The organism is Sphingomonas sp. BL-S-29, assembly GCF_055521495.1.
This window is the reverse complement of the sequence record NZ_CM145482.1, coordinates 2,113,171-2,129,224: the sequence shown is the minus strand read 5'-3', so window position 1 is coordinate 2,129,224 and position 16,054 is coordinate 2,113,171. Positions and strand designations below refer to the sequence as shown.

Genomic DNA, 16,054 nt, shown 5'->3' with positions numbered 1-16,054 from the left:
CCCCGTTCATGTTTTGGGTTGCCGGCCGGGTCGTGTCGAGGCGAGTTGAGGCCAGAACGGCGCTATCCGGCACACGGGAAGCGGGAAGAGTTATCGTCGTTATGGGGGTATATGCCGGCAATCGGTTTCCTTCACCCGGCATTCGCGCGATGCTGGCCATCGTCCGGCAGGGCGGCCCACCGCGAGCGCCGGCAAAACGCGCAACCGCGCGTCAGGGGGAGACGGATCATGACTTCACGTCCGCGCCGGAACGACCGCCGCTTTCCAATCGCCGTGCTGGTCCTGCCGCTGGTCGCTGCCGGCATCGGACTCGCCGGCTGCCACAGCGCCCCCGTTCCCGCGCCGCAAGCGACCGCCACCAATCCGTGCGGCGCGCTGGCGCCGAACAGGACATCGGCGCTGCCGACCAATGCCGGGCTCAACCAGACCGAGGTGGATTGCTCCGCCTGGCAGGCCTTCATCGCGCTGAACTGGAAGGCGGACCCGAAGAAGAACGGCTTTCCCGATCCGGGCGCGCCCTGGGGCAGCTTCGGTACGCCGGGCGACACCAGCCCGACGGTGTGGGAAAGCTATCGCGAAGCCGCCGACGTGTTCGGCAGCATGAAGCCACTGGAAGGCACCTGGCAGGAGAAGCGGCCGGCGGTCAGGACGCTGAGCCGCATCTCCAAGCTGGGCAGTCTGGACCTGTCCAACATCGTCCAGGCGGGCGGCGGCGACCATTGGCTGACCAACCAGCGCGGCGATGTGACCTATTACGAAGTGATGATGAACCAGGACGAGTATGAGTTCATCACCAAACAGACCGGGTTCGACCTGACCACCGCCGCCGGCCAGCTCAAATGCGCGACCCAGCCGGGCAAGGTGATCTCCGACGGGCCCCCGCCCCCACCCAAGGGGCCATTGCGCGGCGGGCTGAACTTCCCGGCGGGCTTTGCCAATGGCTGGGACGATACCGATTGCGTCGGCAACCGGGCCGCGTTCGGCCAGCAGGTCGGGGCGATGGAGATCAAGGCGTCCTGGACGCCGCTGCCGGCCGACCATTCGCTCGACTATCGCTACAAGACGGCGGTCGCCGAAATCCGCGATCCGACGACGGGCAAGATGCGCCAGGTGACCGTCGGGCTGGTCGGGCTGCACATCGCACGCAAGCTTTTCCCGCGCCTGCCCTGGATATGGGCGACGTTCGAGCATATCGACAACACGCCGGACGAGACGCCGGGCGGCGGCTTCGCGCCCCCTGTGCTGCCGGCCAATCCGAACCAGCGGCCATCGCCTGGCTTCACCTTCTTCGATCCCAAATGCACGCCGCAAAAGGACCGGATCTATCAGTGCCGGCACAATGTCCCGCCGGTGCCGTGCGGCAAGGGCGGCGTGTGCATGCCGTACTCGGCGCCGATGCAGATCACCCGGATCAACCAGGTCGGCCAGCCGGCGAACAGCGTGACGGCCTATGTGTGGAGCCTGTTGCCGGCGCAATCGGTGTTCAACTATTATCGGCTGGTGAACGTGCAATGGCCGCAGGCCAATATCGGCACGCCGCCCGGGCCGGGGCTGAGGGTGCCGCTGACCATGGGCCATCCGGCGCCGAGCGGCAGCGCCGGCGGGCCAGGCCAGATCGTCGCGAACACGACGGCGGAATCCTTCCAGCAGACCACCAACAGCTGCATGGACTGCCATGTCTTCGCATCGATCGCGACACCGGCGATGCTGCAGGCGACCGCGCCCGGCGGGTTGCGCAAGGTGCCAAAGGCAGGCGTCGACGGGTTACCGCAATATGCCGCGGACTATTCCTTCATCTTCCTGTCCGAGACGAAGAAGTAGCGCGGGACTTTGGAACGGGGCCCGCGGCAGATCGGCTGAAGGGACGAGCGGCAGGAGATATGGGACACCAGCTTGTCCCATATCTCCAGCCGCTCACCTTTTTGACGGATGCCAATATAGTATTGCATATCAGAACTTGGTCGACATTAACGATCTTCGCCCGATCGAACGGGACAAATTGCGCTTCGACTCCGGTGCGCGACCTGGTCTCAAGCTGCCCCCGTTTCCGGCGCGAACTGGCTCGTTTTGGGTAAGGAAGCCGCATTCGCGGATGCTGCGGCGACGGGCTATCCGATTGCCCGGACGTCGATAACCCGGTCGATCAGCGTCTCGTCAAGCGGGATCTGGCCGTCGAGCATCAGCATCGACAAACCGTGCACCAGCGCCCAGGCCTGCAGCGCAATCACCTGCGCATCGCCTCCCTTGCCTTCGGCCAGCAGCGCCGCGTTGGCGCGCAGAAACGCCATCGCATCGTCCTCATGCTTGCCGGAATGCGACGGCATCGCCTGGGGATTGGCGAAGATCAGCCGGAACAGCGCGGGGTTGGCGAGCGCGAAGCGGACATAGGCGGCGCCCGTCGCATTGAACCCAGCGACGCCACCGCCGACCGCATCGGCCGCGTCATGCTGCGCCACCGCGAGCCGGGCAAGCCCCTCCCCCGCCAGCGCCGTCATCAGCGCGCCCTTGTCGGGGAAATGGCGGTAGACCGCCGTCGCACTCACGCCGACCGCGCGTGCGACTTCCCGCAGGGACAGGTCGTCGGCGGTGCGGGTCTCGAGCAGCTTGAGCCCTGCCTCGACCAGCGCCGCGCGCAGATCGCCGTGATGATAGGCCTTTTTCGGTGCGGTCGATTCAGATGTTGACACTGTTACCTTCGAGTCGTATGTGAACACCGTCAACTTCTAGACGTGGAGGCCATAATGGCAAGCATGATCGAAACCGCAATCCGCAGCACGGTGACGAAGGGCATCGGCGTGGTCGACGAGTATAATCGCAAGCGGCTGGTGGCGACCGACCATCCTTTCCTGACCGGCATCCACAAGCCGATGGACCAGGAGCTGACCCTGGAGGACCTGCCCGTGACCGGCACGATCCCTGCTGCGCTCGACGGCCGTTACCTGCGCATCGGGCCGAACCCGATCGCCCCCGATCCCGCCGGGCATCACTGGTTCACCGGCGACGGCATGGTGCACGGCGTGGCGGTGAAGGATGGCAAGGCGCTGTGGTATCGCAACCGCTGGATCCGGTCGAAGAAGGTTGCCGCCGCGATGGGCGTGGCCGCGGCGCCGGGGCCGCGCCACGGCATGTCGGAGACGGTCAACACCAATGTGCTGGCGATCGGCGGGCGCACCTTCGCGCTGGTCGAGGCGGGCAGCTATCCGGTGGAATTGTCCGACACGCTGGAGGAGCAGACCTTCAACCCGTTCGACGACACGCTGCTGGGCAGCTTCACCGCGCACCCGCATCTCGACCCGCTGACCGGCGAGCAGCATGCCATCGCCTATGAGGCGACCAATCCCGAAATGGTGCGCCATGTGGTGATCTCGCCCGACGGCAAGGTGGTTCGCGAAGAGCCGATCGCGGTGAAGCACGGGCCGTCGATCCATGACTGCGCGATCACGGCGCGGTACGTGCTGATCCTCGACCTGCCGGTGACCTTCTCGATGAAGGCGCTGATCGGCGGGCACAGCTTTCCCTATCGCTGGAACCCGGACCATCAGGCGCGGATCGGGTTGCTGCCGCGGAACGGCAGCGGCGGCGAGACGATCTGGGTCGATGTCGATCCCTGCTATATCTTCCATGTCGCCAATGCGTTCGACACGGCGGACGGCAAGGTGATCCTCGACGCCTGTGTCTATAACACCATGTTCGCCGACAGTTCGCAGGGGCCGGACGCGAAATCCCGCGGGCTGGAGCGCTGGACGATCGACCCTGTCGCGAAGACGGTCGAGCGGCGTACGATCGACGCGACGCCGCAGGAATTCCCGCGGCCGGACGAACGGCGTCTCGGCCAGCCCTATCGTTATGCCTGGACGATGGGACTGCCGGAGGCGGACAAGGCGTTCATCGGGGAGAGCTACCTGCTGAAACACGATCTGGAGACCGGCGCGCGCACCGTGCATGATTTCGGCGAGGGCCGTTATCCCGGTGAGTTCGTGTTCGTACCGGCGTCCGATGCGGCGGCTGAAGGCGAGGGCTGGATGATCGGGCTGGTCGTGGATCTGCCGAACGAGACGACCGATCTTGTGATCCTTGATGCGCAGGATTTCGGGGGCGCGCCAGTGGCGAGCATCCGTATCCCGCACCGGGTGCCGCCGGGCTTCCATGGGAATTGGGTAGCTGCCTGACTCGTTCCTCCCCATCGCAGATGGGGAGAGGGACCAGCGAAGCTGGTGGAGGGAAATTGGAGCGCGGGACGGGTGTTCCGCGCTCCAAGCCCCTCCACCGCCCGCTGAAGAAGCGGGCGGTCCCCCTCCCCGTGCCGGGGAGGAATAGTTTTCCTTGATTGCGCGAAGAGGCGATTTCCCGCAAGGGAACCGCCCTCATTCACCACTGGACTCGCATCATGGCCGCCAAATGGGCCCCCGACAGCTGGACTCAGGCAGAAGCCCGCCAGCTTCCGACCTATCCCGACAGCGCAGCGCTCGACGCCGCGACGACGACGCTGGAGAGCTTTCCGCCTCTGGTGTTCGCCGGCGAGGCGCGCAACCTGACCGCGGACCTGGCCAAGGTCGTCGAGGGCAAGGCCTTTCTGCTGCAGGGCGGCGACTGCGCCGAGTCCTTTGCCGAGCATAGCGCGAACAACATTCGCGACACGTTCCGCGTGATCCTGCAGATGGCGGTGGTCCTGACCTATGCGTCGAAGCTGCCGGTGGTGAAGCTGGGCCGCATGGCGGGCCAGTTCGCCAAGCCGCGCTCGTCCGATACCGAAGTGCAGGACGGCGTCGAGCTGCCGGCGTACCGCGGCGACATCGTCAACGACATCGCCTTCACCGCCGAAGGCCGTGCGCCCGATCCGCAGCGGATGATCCGCGCGTACAGCCAATCGGCGGCGACCCTGAACCTGCTGCGCGCCTTCGCGACCGGCGGCTACGCCAATCTGGCGCAGGTGCATCGCTGGACTCATGACTTCATGGGCCGCAGCCCCTGGGCGAAGAAGTTCGCCGAGACCGCCGACCGGATCGGTGAGGCACTGGAGTTCATGGCGGCATGCGGGATAAGCCCCGAAACGGTGCCGCAGCTGGCGGAGACGCATTTCTACACCAGCCATGAGGCGCTGCTGCTGAAGTACGAGCAGGCGCTGACCCGGCAGGATTCGCTGACGGGCGACTGGTACGACACCAGCGCGCATTTCCTGTGGATCGGCGACCGCACCCGCTTCGAGAATTCGGCGCATGTCGAATATCTGCGCGGGATCGGCAATCCGATCGGCATGAAGTGCGGGCCGAGCCTCGAGCCCGACGCGCTGCTGCGCCTCCTCGACACGCTGAACCCGGCACGCGTTGCGGGGCGCATGACGCTGATCACCCGCTATGGCCATGACAAGATCGAGGCCGGCCTGCCCAAGCTGATCCGCGCCGTCCAGCGCGAAGGGCATCCCGTTGTGTGGAGCTGCGACCCGATGCACGGCAACGTGATCAAGGCGTCGAACGGCTACAAGACGCGGCCGTTCGAGCGGATCCTGGCCGAGGTGCGCGGCTTCTTCGCGGTGCACCGTGCCGAAGGCAGCATCGCGGGTGGCATCCATGCCGAGATGACCGGGCAGAATGTGACCGAGTGCACCGGCGGCGCGGTCGACGTGACCGAGCAGTCGCTGGCTGACCGCTATCACACGCATTGCGACCCGCGGCTCAACGCCGGGCAGAGCCTGGAACTCGCATTCCTGCTGGCCGAGATGCTCAACGTCGAAATGGCGGAGCGGCGTCGGGCAGCGGCCTGACCGGCTCAGGTTAAGCAACGACAATCATCGGTCAGGCGCTCGAGTCCGAGACTTGAGCGCCTCGGCTTCGTGCGCCCCGAAAAATAAAGTACACAAAAAAGCGATTTTGGATGCAATTCTCCCCATTGCGCCCGCGAGTCGTGCGTGACATGCTATATCCTATAGGGTTCAGTAAAGAACCAACACCAGGGGAGATGCTATATGAACAGGTTGTTCCTGCTTGCCGCCGCTGCGCCGCTCGCGCTGATGTCGATGCCGGCCCATGCTCAACAGGCGCCCGGCCAGGCCTTTGCGGTCGATGCCCAGCCGGCGATGCCGGCCAAGACCACACGCACCGGCAAACATATCAACCGCATCATCGACATGTGGATGAAGGGCCAGCCGGTCTATTACACCCAGATTTCCGGCGGCGGATATGAAGAGGGCAAGAAGCAGGCGGCGACCAAGGCCGATTACATCACCTATGAGATGGAGCATGGCCCGCTCGACTTCAAAGAGCTGCGCGAGTTCATGCGCGGCCTGGTCGATGCGGGGCCGACCCGTACCGGGCACCGTACCCCCGCCGTGATCGTCACACTGCCGATCCAGGGCACGCCCGACGCCGTCCGCGCCAATGCCTGGATGATCCAGCAGGCGCTCGCCGCCGGCGTCCACGGCATCCTGCTGTGCAACGCCGAGTCGCCCGAGGCGGCCAAGATCATGGTCGAGGCTTCGCGCTATCCCTTCGCGCCGGTGGTGCAGGGCCTCGCCCAGGGCTTTCGCGGCAATGGCAGCCAGGCCTTCGCCTCGGAGATCTGGGGGGTTTCCCAGAATGACTATCTCCGCCTGGCCGAGCCCTGGCCGCTCAACCCGGACGGCGAGCTGATCTTCGGCGTGAAGATCGAGAATCCCCGCGCCGACGCCAATGTCGAATCGACCGTGCGCACCCCGGGCCTGGCCTTTGCCGAATGGGGCCCGGGCGATCACGGCTTCTATCTGGTCGGCGCGCCCAAGCCGCGCGCGCCGGGCGCTGCCTTTGAGGGCTATCCGCCATCGATGCTGGCGGTGCGCGCGCGCGTGCTCGCCGCGACCAAGGCGAACGGCCTGCGCTTCCTCAATGCGTGCGGCGAGCGCGACGTGATCGACCAGATCAAGGACGGGGTGATGATCTGCACCGGCGGCGATTCGCCTGCCGCCGACAAGGGCCGTGCCTATACCAAGCGCACCGATCCCTTCTGATCCGACCTGAATACCGACATCGGCAGGCCGCGCCGGGAGGCGCGGCCTGCTTCATGAGAAGAGAGGGACGCCCATGAAGACCAGCATCAGCCTTGCCGCCGCCGTCATCGCACTTGCCGTGCCCGGCGCAGTTTCGGCGCAGCTCGCCGTGTCGGCCAATGACGGCAAGCAGCTGCGCCCCGGCGACGCCGGGCGCACCGCCGACAGCGTGTCGGTGATCGACCTGCGCAGCTATCCGCCGAAGACGATCGGCACGGTCGCGGCACCCGCCAGCATGATCGGCCCGCCGACGGCCGTCGCGGTCGCGCGCAATGGCGGCTTCGCGCTGGTATCCGCCGCGCAGCGCCTGAAGACGGACGGCACGCTGGAACTGAACGACGGCGTCTCGGTGATCGACCTCGCCGACCCGACCGCGCCGGCGCTGGCGCAGACGGTGCAGGCAGGCCCGGGCGCGAGCGGCGTCGCGATCAACCGCGCCGGCACGCTGGCGCTGGTGGTCAGCACGGGCGACGACACGGTCTCGATCTTCACGATCAAGGACAAGCGCCTGACGCCCGCGGGCAAGGTGCAGCTGCCCGCCAAGGCACGGCCGACCGACGTGGCATTCCTGCCCAACGGCAAGGGCGCCGTCGCGGTGGCGCAGAGCGCGGGGCAGCTGATGCGCCTGTCCGTATCGGGCGACAGCGTGACGCTCGACGGCGCGCCGATCTCCACCGGCGTTCAGCCTTACGGCATCTCGTTCAGCCCCGACGGACGCTATGCCTATAACACCAACCTGCAGGGCAATACGCCGCCGGCCGGCACCACCCCGCCCCGCGGCCCGCGCGTCGGCACCGTCACTGCGGTCGAGCTGGCGACGGGCAAGGTCAATCCGGTCGAGGTGGGCTTCACGCCGGAGCATCTGACCCTGTCGCGCGACGGGCGCTATCTCGCGGTCGTGGTGCATAACGGATCGGGCGGCGCGCCGGGTTCGGCGGGTTACTGGCCGCATGGCGCGCTGAAGATCTATGGCGTGAAGGGCATGACGCTGACCCCGATCACCGAGACCGAGACCGGCGCCTGGTGCCAGGGCGCGACCTTCAGCGACAATGCCAAGACGGTGCTGCTGCAGTGCGCGGTGGACAAGGACATCGAAGTCTATCGCTTCAACGGCCGGACGCTGGCCCGCGACGAAGCGGCGACCCTGAAGTTCGACGCGCGCCCGGGCGCGATCGCAACCCCGAGCAGCCGGTAAGGAATGGCGCCCGGCTCCCGCGCAACAATGACATTGCGGGGGCCGGGCCCGGGACCTAGATCGACACGGTGACACCGGCCTGCATCGATGATTTCCGGCTGCTCGCGAAAGCGCGCCTGCCCCTGTTCCTGTTCGATTATATCGACGGCGGTTCCTATTCGGAATCGACCATGCGCAGCAATGTCGAGGACCTGCAGCGGCTGAAGCTGCGCCAGAAGGTCATGACCGACGTCTCGCAGATCGACCTGTCCACCACCCTGCTGGGCCGTCCCGCATCGCTGCCCGTCGCGCTCGCGCCGGTCGGGCTGGCGGGCATGTATGCGCGGCGCGGCGAAGTGCAGGCTGCGCGCGCGGCGGAGGCGGCGGGCGTGCCCTTCATCCTCTCCGCCTCCGCCTGTTGCGGCATGGAAGAGGTAGCGGCGGGCGTCACCCAGCCCTTCGCCTTCCAGCTCTACATGATCCGCGACCGCGAGTTCATGAAGGACATGCTGGCGCGGGCCAAGGCGATCGGCGTGGAGACACTGGTGCTGACCGTCGACCTGATCGTGCACAGCGCGCGGTACCGCGACGTGCGATCGAGCCTGACCGGCAAGCAGGGCCTAGGCGCGCGGATCAAGCGCTTCACCCAGATCGCCACGCATCCGCATTGGGCGTTCGATGTCGGCCTGTTCGGCGGACCGCATACCCTGGGCAATTTTGCCCCGGTGATGCCCGAGGGTGCCGGGCTCGACCAGTTCACCGCCTGGGTCGCGCGCAATTTCGATCCGTCGATCACCTGGAAGGACATGGACTGGATCCGCCAGCATTGGGACGGGCCGATCGTGATCAAGGGCGTGATGGACCCGGCCGATGCGGTCGCCGCCTGCGACATCGGCGCGACCGCGATCGTGGTATCCAACCATGGCGGGCGGCAGCTCGACGGAGCGCCCTCCTCCATCGCAGCGCTGCCGGGCGTGGTCGATGCCGTGGCGGGTCGTGCCGATGTGCTGATGGACGGCGGCATCCGCTCTGGCGTCGATGTGCTGCGAGCGCTGGGGCTGGGCGCGAAGGGCGTGCTGCTCGGCCGTGCCTGGGCTTATGCGCTGGCGGCCAGAGGTGGCGCGGGCGTGGCGCAGATGCTCGAGCTGCTGCGCCATGAGATGGCGGTGGCGATGGCGCTGACCGGCCAGACCGATGTGAAGACGCTGTCGCCGGACATGCTTCTGCGCTGACAGGCGTGCGCCATCTTGACGGTGAGCCCCGCTCACCGTAGATGCGCCGCTCCGCAAGGTATGGCCCCTTCGTCTAGCGGTTAGGACGTCGCCCTCTCACGGCGAAAACACGAGTTCGATTCTCGTAGGGGTCACCAGCGATTTCACTGGCTTACGGGCCATTGTCGAGACAGAATCTCGCGCCGTCGAATATTGGTGCAGAATGGCACTTCCGTTTTTGGGAGCAGTAAACTGCGACCAATGGAGACGGAATCGGCTGCGAATCGGACGTCTCGGCTCCTTGCCCGGCGGGCACTGCCTCGCGGATATCCCTTCGACTAGATTGCGCTCGATGAACGTGTCGAGGCCCGCGACGATGAGCATCGTCATGGGCTCCATCGAGGGTCCAGCTATGGAATCCACTTAAGGTATGTGTCGACGCTTTTAGCCTAAAGGCGCCTGGCATGTGCGAGCCTCCCGGCCGGATGGCGACCGATACGGTTCAAGTTAGAATCCTGCGACACCTTCCCCGCCGATAGACGTTCGCCTGCCTCGCCCCAGCCGGCGGCGCAGCCGGCGCAGGTCCCTGCCGAGCTTGCGGATGCCCATCCAGGTCCCTGTCCCGCAGACAAGGGTCACGGCCAGCAGCAGTGGAAGCACGACCAGGTCCCATAGCGGCCGCGTCCGCAGCACGGGGAAATCGAGGCTGTGCAGCCCGTTCTGCAGCCAACGAAAGCCGCGGCCGTTGCTGTCGATCGCCTGGATCAACGCCCCGGAGCCCGGGTCGATATAGAGCCGGGTCGCCTCGGGATCGGACAGGATCGCGCGCCAGACCGGCAGCTTCATCGGGAATTTGTGGGTGTAATAATAGGTGTCTTCCTGCCCAAGCTTCTCGAGCGAGGCGACCGGCGGGCCATTGCGCAGCGCAACCTTCAGCTCCGCTTCCCCGAGCGGTGCTGGCCTGCCGCTCACATCGAAGCGGGTGATGCGGCCGTCCCGGTCGATCGCGACCAGAAAGACCCGTCCGCCAAGCGGCGCGCCCTGCACTCGCACCGTGCCCGCCGGCAGGACCGGAAGCTGTCCGGCGGCACCGCGGACATCGCCCCAGGTCATCGGGCCGGCGAGGCGCTGGCTTTCGGCGAGGCCTGCCATGCTGTCGAGGAAACCCCATGGGTTCATCGAGAAGAGCCCGCTGGCCACCCAGGTCAGGGTCAGCAGCCCGAAGAACAGGCCGAACATATGGTGCCACCACCACAACCCGCGATAGGGCGAGCCGATGCTCCCGTCGCGCCGGCGCCGAAGCCGGGAGATGCCCACCCACAGGCCGGTGATCGTCAGGAAGCAGCCGATCAACGAGGTCCAGATGACGACCTGATTCCACGCCTCGCCATTCTGGCGAAGGATCGTCGGATAGAGCCAGTGCGGCACCGCGCCGAGCCAGCCCCAGAATCGCTGGAACCGCGTCGTCCGCTGCACCGCCTCACCGCTATTGCCCGCGATATAGACGGTCGTGACGGCGGGATCGGCATAATCGACGCGGTAGAGCGGCTGGTTGCGCCGGAAGGTCTGGACGGTCCATTGGTCGATGCCGGTGATCGCCACCGTGTCCGGCATCCCGGCGATGCCGAAGCGCTGCCCGAATGTCGTGGCGATGGCGCGGATGTCGCCCGGCGCCAATGTTTCGATCAGCTTGCCGGTCGACAGGTCATAGCTGCCCGGCGACATGCGCATCTGGGAAATCGTGCGGCTCGAGTCCAGTGCCGGCACCACGCGCAGCACCGGCCGCCCCGCCATCATCTCCATCTTCACCGACGCGACCGGCGTGTCCGCCGCCAGGTCTATGCGTCCGAGCGCCGCGGCGTCCGGCAGCTGCACGGGCGCGAGCCCGCGCAGCTGGTCGGCGGGCATCAGCCGGGGATAATCGACATACATCATGACGAAGCCCGACAGGCACCAAAGCGTCATGAGTGCGCCGATGACGACGCCCAGCCAACGATGGAGGAAGAGGACGGGACGGAGCATGGCTCAGAAACTCAGGCCATAGCTGACCCGCAGCGTGCGGGGCACGCCGCGGTTGAAATAGAGGAAGCGCCCGCCGGTATCGGCCGGTGCCGACCCATAGCCGCGCGTCGCATATTCCTGGCCGGTGACATTCTCGATGTTAACGCCGAAGCGGTGCCGGCGGGCAGCGCCGTCGACATAGAGATGCGCGCCGAGATCGACGACCGCATAATTGCCGTAGTTCTGGCGCGGAAAACCCGAGGGCGACGAGAAGGCATCACCCACCCAGTTGATCGAAGCATTCGCGCCAAAGGGCAGGTCCTGGGGCGCATAGGCGATCGATCCCTTGGCGAACTGCTCAGGCGTGCGGTCGCGCTGAGTCGTCGATCCCTCGTTCCGGGTGCGGTTGAAGGTGTAGCTCGCCATCACCTGCCAGTCGCGCGCCACCTGCGCGTCGAGGACGATCTCGGCGCCGTGCACGTTCACCTTGTCGCCGACGTTGATGTAGGTCCCGTTCGGGAAGGCGGGATTGTCATAGTCATAGTCGATCAGGTCGGTGATCCGGCGCTGGAAATAGGTGACCTTCCAGTTGAGCGCACCGTCCTCCAGCGCGACCTTGCCGCCGGCTGTCAGGTTGAGATTGAGGCTTTGCTCGGGCTTGAGGTTCGGGTTGCCGATCTCGCAGCATGGATCGATGCCGTAGAGCGACGACGCGTCGGGCAGGATGAAGGAGGTGCCGCCATTGCCCTCGATATAGAGGCTGTCGGTCAGGTCGTAACGGCCGCTGACGTTCCAGATCGTCTTCTTCGCGCCGCCAGTCTCGTTATAGCGCACACCCGCGGTGAGCCGCCCGCGCTTGCTGATCTCGTCGGTGGTGCGGACCTGGAAGATTCCGGCATGGATCTGCTCGGTAAGCTTGCCGATCAGCAGCACGTCGTCACGGCCATTGAAGTTCTGGAAGTCGTAGCCGACCAGATATTCGAGGCCTTTGTGCAGGTGCAGCTTCACCACTGCACTGCCGCCATAATCCTGGAAGCCCCAGAAGGTGCCGTCGGGATAGACCGTGATCGGCGGACCCGCCGGGATCGGGTTGAGGATCTGGACATAGGCAGTGCGCCAGTCGTGATAATAGCCCTTCAGGTAGAACTGGACGGTGTCGCTGCCGGTGTAATCGAGGCGGAGGCTGGCGATCTCCTCGTTGCGGTCGTTGCGGCTCCTGTTGACCCGGGTCGGCGAGAGATTGTCGAGATTCGCCTCCGTGTGCTGATATTCGGCGTTGAGGCGCAGGTCCGGCGTGACATCGAACTGGTATTTCCCGCCGACCGACCAGAGGTGATATCCGCGCTCGCGGTCGGTCGCGCTGGGCTGCATCACGCTGTACGGGCGATAGCCGTCGGCGTCGTTGCGTGAGGCCCAGGCGACGAACTTGTGCTCGCCGAGACTGCCCCGGACATAGCCGTCGACATTGGTCCCGCCGCGGCTGTCGACATTGGCATTGACCTGGCCGTTGAAATCGTCGGTGAAGCCACGGGTCACGACGTTGATGACGCCGGCGGCGGCCTGGGTGCCGTAGAACAGGCTCTCGCCGCCCTTCAGCACTTCGATCCGCTCGATCATGCTGGCAGGCAGCGTGTCGTTGGGCGAGGTGCCGCCATAGAGGCGGTTGTTGATGCGGATGCCGTCGACGGTCCACAGCACGTCCTGGGTGCGCGAACCCTGGAGCGAGAGGTCGACATAGCTGAACGGGCCGGCACCCGGCTTGATGTACAGGCCAGGGACGCTCTCCAGCGCGCTGGCGATGTCGACGACGCCGCGGTCGCGAACCTGCTTCCCGGTGACGGTTTCGATGTCGCTGCCGTAGCGGGCAAGCTCCTGCGGCAGGGTCTCTTCGAGGCTCGTACCGGTGACGACGATGTCTCCGTCAGGCCGGTCGGGACCGTCGACCGCGTGGCTCCCGGCTCGGTCCTCCGCGGTCCGCGCGCTGGCGGCGGTGCCGGCGCATGTTGCGAGAACGGCCGCGAGGGCCAGCTGCGATACGATGGTGATCTTCTTCATTGGCAACCCCCCAGGCGTCGTCCGACGTTGGGCGGGGGCGTGCCGTCACACGAACGGTCGGTACGCGCGGCGGCCGGACGCCAAGGGCGGCCACCGCACGTCTCCGATGCGGCCCCAGCCGCTCGTTCGTCGCTCAGACGGAGTTCACCGTGCCTCGGCCATCCCCTGGACCAGGCAAGAGCGACCAGACGCCGGCAGGTCTCCTGGCTCACGGGTCACAGCTTGATGCATGCCTTCCCAGGCCTCGCGGCACATATCGTCCGGCCCAGTGGCTGCTCCCTCGAAAGGAGCCATGCATCGCGCTCGCCGCTTACAGTTGCAGGGACAGCCTCGGATTCAGGTGGCGAACCACCCTCACCGCGTTCCCATTTTAAACCCCTTTCGGGGTACCGACGCGATCAAGGGATGCGATATGGCCCATGTCCGACCGAGGCAAGATGTTTTAGCAGGTGCGAAACGATCGCCCCGACGCGACGCCCGAGCCGCTAGCCGCGGCGGCTCGCCCCATGACGCAGCGCATGCTCGGCAGCAGCGCCGAAGCCGATGCCGATCGCCGTCCACAGCACCGCCTGCATGGCAATCGACGCGATGCGGAAGTTCCACAACACGACTGCCGGGAAATCCGTCGGCACTTCGTTGATCGCGGGCAAGGCGAGCTGCACCGCGGTCACCAGCCCGACATAGCAGCCGGCGGCGCAGAGCATCGCATTGAAGGCGCCGAGACGCCGGGTCAGGCCGCGCCCGAGCTTCGCGGCGACGATCAGTGCGACCACCGACAAGGCGATCATCGCGAAATAGGTGATCGTCCGAAACGCCACGGTCTCGTGCAGGCCGACCGCGGGCGGGTTCGGCGGATATTTGAACGCCGGCACCAGGGCGATCGCGACGAAACCCGCCAGGGCGAGCAGCAAGGCGAGCGAGCGCGGCCCGAGCCGCGACCAGCGCCCATAGAGTCCGGCGAACACCAGCGAGAAGATCCCGCCGATCGCCGCGCCGTAGAGCAGCACGGCGATGATCAGGCCGAACCCCTTTTGAGTCGCGCGGCTGACCAGCTCGGGCTCGTCCATCGCGCCCATCGCATGGTCGCGCGCGGCCTCGAATGCGATCGCCAGATCGACCTGTGGCTCCGCGGCGACACGGGCGAACAGGAACGCCAGCAAGGCAGCGACCAGGCCCACCAGCATGCCGCGGATCAACAGGGTACGCGCCATGTTCGACGCTTAGTGGCAGGGAAAGCCGAGCAGATGGCGCCCGTCATGGACGAGCTCGTGCACATATTTGCCGCTGAACAGCGACACCGCGCCCTGCTCGGTGCTGACGAAATAAAGGAAGATCAGGGCGAGCAGCGTGCCGAAGACGGCCCAGGGCAGGATCTCGCCGATCGGAATGGCCGTCTCGCCCCGGACGGGGATAAAGACGTCGTCGGCGAAGAGAGTCGTGGCCGGCATGTTCAGCTCCTTGACCGGGATGTGCGCGTCCCGCGGGGATAATGTCGCGAGGAAGGTCTGACTCTCGACAGCAGGGAGGTGCTGCCGATAACAGTGGCGCGACCGTGCCGGAATTCCACCGGCTTCTTCCTCGGTCCTTCGGCATCGCCCTAGGACAGAACCGAGCGCAACGTCAACGATATCGGGAGGCCCGCCTGGCCACGCGACTGACCCTGCTCTGCCATGCCGCCACCGCCATGAGCCGCGTCGGCGGGTTCGCCGATCCCGCCGAGCCGCTCGACACGGGGGGGCTGCGCGCAGCGACCGGCCTGCGCATCCCGGGGCCCTCCCCACGGCGTGTCGCCACCAGCCCGGCGTCGGCCGCGCGCCAGACGGCGGAAGCGCTTGGTCTGACCGCCGATATCGATGCGGCGCTCGGCGATATCGATCATGGCGACTGGAGCGGGAAAAGCCTTGCCGAGATCAATGCCGCCGATCCCGAGGCTGCTGCCGCGTGGATCGCCGATCCCGGGGCGGGCGCGTCCGGCGGCGAGACGATGGCGGCGGTCAGCGTGCGTGTCGCCGAGTGGCTCGCCAGCCAGGCCGGACGGGATGTGCCCGTGCTGGCGATCACTCACCCGGCCGTGGTACGCGCGGCGATCGCCGCTGCCCTGTCGCTGCCGATCGGCGCGACGTGGCGGATCGATGTCGCGCCCCTCTCGGTGACGGTCTTGTCGTTCAATCGCATCTGGCGGTTGCAGTCGCTCGGGCCCATCACCGGCAGCGGATAAAGAAATCTCCATATCTTGCCGATGGGTTGGCAACCGCCTATTGGCGCGCTTGAGGAACGGGGTTGCCCCCGCGCCTCGTGATCGCGCCGGTGCCCCGAAAGGGGCTTAATCGGGAATGCGGTGCGGACGGCTTCAGCCGCCCAACTCCGCGGCTGTCCCTGCAACTGTAAGCGGCGAGCGCGATGCACACCGCCTCTCTTCGAGAGGCAAGCCACTGGGCCGATCACGCGCGAGCGCGAAGGCTTGGGAAGGCCGTGCATCAAGCTATGACCCGCGAGCCAGGAGACCTGCCAGCGCACCGGTCGCTCTTGCCCTGGTCCAGGGAATGGCCAAGGCACGGAACTCCGTCTGAGCGACGAACCATGCGGCTGGGGCCG

12 protein-coding genes, 1 tRNA gene and 2 riboswitches are annotated in these 16,054 nt (G+C 66.5%); of the genes, 8 read left to right on the top strand and 5 right to left on the bottom strand.

Annotated features, from left to right (window positions below; genetic code table 11):
* Positions 1-228: 228 nt before the first annotated feature.
* On the top strand, positions 229-1,821 hold the full coding sequence (locus ACZ1I2_RS10175; RefSeq protein ID WP_465169813.1) for a hypothetical protein: 1,593 nt from the start codon (positions 229-231) through the stop codon (positions 1,819-1,821).
* A gap of 287 nt (positions 1,822-2,108) precedes the next feature.
* Here the strand turns inward: ACZ1I2_RS10175 and ACZ1I2_RS10170 are convergent, their stop codons facing one another.
* On the bottom strand, positions 2,109-2,687 hold the full coding sequence (locus ACZ1I2_RS10170; protein ID WP_465174203.1) for a TetR/AcrR family transcriptional regulator: 579 nt from the start codon (positions 2,685-2,687) through the stop codon (positions 2,109-2,111).
* A gap of 54 nt (positions 2,688-2,741) precedes the next feature.
* Between ACZ1I2_RS10170 and ACZ1I2_RS10165 the strand changes: the two genes are divergently transcribed.
* The 6 genes from ACZ1I2_RS10165 to ACZ1I2_RS10140 all read left to right on the top strand — a co-directional run bounded on the left by ACZ1I2_RS10165 (position 2,742) and on the right by ACZ1I2_RS10140 (position 9,561).
* A complete protein-coding gene (locus tag ACZ1I2_RS10165) occupies positions 2,742-4,169 on the top strand; it encodes an 8'-apo-carotenoid 13,14-cleaving dioxygenase (protein WP_465181629.1) in 1,428 nt (475 codons plus the stop codon).
* A 218-nt stretch (positions 4,170-4,387) separates the two neighbouring features.
* On the top strand, positions 4,388-5,761 hold the full coding sequence (locus ACZ1I2_RS10160; RefSeq protein WP_465169816.1) for a class II 3-deoxy-7-phosphoheptulonate synthase: 1,374 nt from the start codon (positions 4,388-4,390) through the stop codon (positions 5,759-5,761).
* Positions 5,762-5,962: 201 nt separating this feature from the next.
* Positions 5,963-6,979 (top strand): hypothetical protein, encoded by a 1,017-nt coding sequence (locus tag ACZ1I2_RS10155; RefSeq protein ID WP_465174204.1) that lies wholly within the window; start codon positions 5,963-5,965, stop codon positions 6,977-6,979.
* A gap of 73 nt (positions 6,980-7,052) precedes the next feature.
* A complete protein-coding gene (locus tag ACZ1I2_RS10150) occupies positions 7,053-8,213 on the top strand; it encodes a lactonase family protein (RefSeq protein ID WP_465174205.1) in 1,161 nt (386 codons plus the stop codon).
* 68 nt (positions 8,214-8,281) lie between these two features.
* A complete protein-coding gene (locus ACZ1I2_RS10145; RefSeq protein ID WP_465174206.1) occupies positions 8,282-9,424 on the top strand; it encodes an L-lactate dehydrogenase in 1,143 nt (380 codons plus the stop codon).
* Between the two features lie 62 nt (positions 9,425-9,486).
* Positions 9,487-9,561, top strand: a tRNA-Glu gene (locus ACZ1I2_RS10140).
* Between the two features lie 349 nt (positions 9,562-9,910).
* Here the strand turns inward: ACZ1I2_RS10140 and ACZ1I2_RS10135 are convergent.
* The 4 genes from ACZ1I2_RS10135 to ACZ1I2_RS10120 form a co-directional block, all read right to left on the bottom strand.
* Positions 9,911-11,425: a PepSY domain-containing protein gene (locus ACZ1I2_RS10135; protein WP_465174207.1), complete on the bottom strand. Its 1,515-nt coding sequence runs from the start codon at positions 11,423-11,425 to the stop codon at positions 9,911-9,913.
* A gap of 3 nt (positions 11,426-11,428) precedes the next feature.
* The gene (locus ACZ1I2_RS10130) at positions 11,429-13,459 is read right to left on the bottom strand and encodes a TonB-dependent receptor plug domain-containing protein (protein ID WP_465174208.1); all 2,031 of its coding nucleotides are present in this window, start codon (positions 13,457-13,459) and stop codon (positions 11,429-11,431) included.
* Positions 13,460-13,635: 176 nt separating this feature from the next.
* A riboswitch (cobalamin riboswitch) is annotated at positions 13,636-13,868 on the bottom strand.
* A 76-nt stretch (positions 13,869-13,944) separates the two neighbouring features.
* Positions 13,945-14,670: a CbtA family protein gene (locus ACZ1I2_RS10125; RefSeq protein ID WP_465174209.1), complete on the bottom strand. Its 726-nt coding sequence runs from the start codon at positions 14,668-14,670 to the stop codon at positions 13,945-13,947.
* A gap of 9 nt (positions 14,671-14,679) precedes the next feature.
* A complete protein-coding gene (locus ACZ1I2_RS10120) occupies positions 14,680-14,907 on the bottom strand; it encodes a CbtB domain-containing protein (protein ID WP_465169821.1) in 228 nt (75 codons plus the stop codon).
* Positions 14,908-15,143: 236 nt separating this feature from the next.
* On the opposite strand from ACZ1I2_RS10120, the gene ACZ1I2_RS10115 reads away from it, so the two are divergent.
* The gene (locus ACZ1I2_RS10115) at positions 15,144-15,677 is read left to right on the top strand and encodes a histidine phosphatase family protein (RefSeq protein ID WP_465181628.1); all 534 of its coding nucleotides are present in this window, start codon (positions 15,144-15,146) and stop codon (positions 15,675-15,677) included.
* A 70-nt stretch (positions 15,678-15,747) separates the two neighbouring features.
* Positions 15,748-15,986, top strand: a riboswitch (cobalamin riboswitch).
* Positions 15,987-16,054 lie beyond the last annotated feature (68 nt).

Excerpts from the sequence above, each read along its gene's own strand:
- ACZ1I2_RS10175 (WP_465169813.1), top strand. The coding sequence starts at position 229 with ATGACTTCACGTCCGCGCCGGAACGACCGCCGCTTTCCAATCGCCGTG.
- ACZ1I2_RS10165 (WP_465181629.1), top strand. The coding sequence starts at position 2,742 with ATGGCAAGCATGATCGAAACCGCAATCCGCAGCACGGTGACGAAGGGC.
- ACZ1I2_RS10160 (WP_465169816.1), top strand. The coding sequence starts at position 4,388 with ATGGCCGCCAAATGGGCCCCCGACAGCTGGACTCAGGCAGAAGCCCGC.
- ACZ1I2_RS10155 (WP_465174204.1), top strand. The coding sequence starts at position 5,963 with ATGAACAGGTTGTTCCTGCTTGCCGCCGCTGCGCCGCTCGCGCTGATG.
- ACZ1I2_RS10150 (WP_465174205.1), top strand. The coding sequence starts at position 7,053 with ATGAAGACCAGCATCAGCCTTGCCGCCGCCGTCATCGCACTTGCCGTG.
- ACZ1I2_RS10135 (WP_465174207.1), bottom strand. The coding sequence starts at position 11,425 with ATGCTCCGTCCCGTCCTCTTCCTCCATCGTTGGCTGGGCGTCGTCATC.
- ACZ1I2_RS10130 (WP_465174208.1), bottom strand. The coding sequence starts at position 13,459 with ATGAAGAAGATCACCATCGTATCGCAGCTGGCCCTCGCGGCCGTTCTC.
- ACZ1I2_RS10125 (WP_465174209.1), bottom strand. The coding sequence starts at position 14,670 with ATGGCGCGTACCCTGTTGATCCGCGGCATGCTGGTGGGCCTGGTCGCT.
- ACZ1I2_RS10120 (WP_465169821.1), bottom strand. The coding sequence starts at position 14,907 with ATGCCGGCCACGACTCTCTTCGCCGACGACGTCTTTATCCCCGTCCGG.
- ACZ1I2_RS10115 (WP_465181628.1), top strand. The coding sequence starts at position 15,144 with ATGAGCCGCGTCGGCGGGTTCGCCGATCCCGCCGAGCCGCTCGACACG.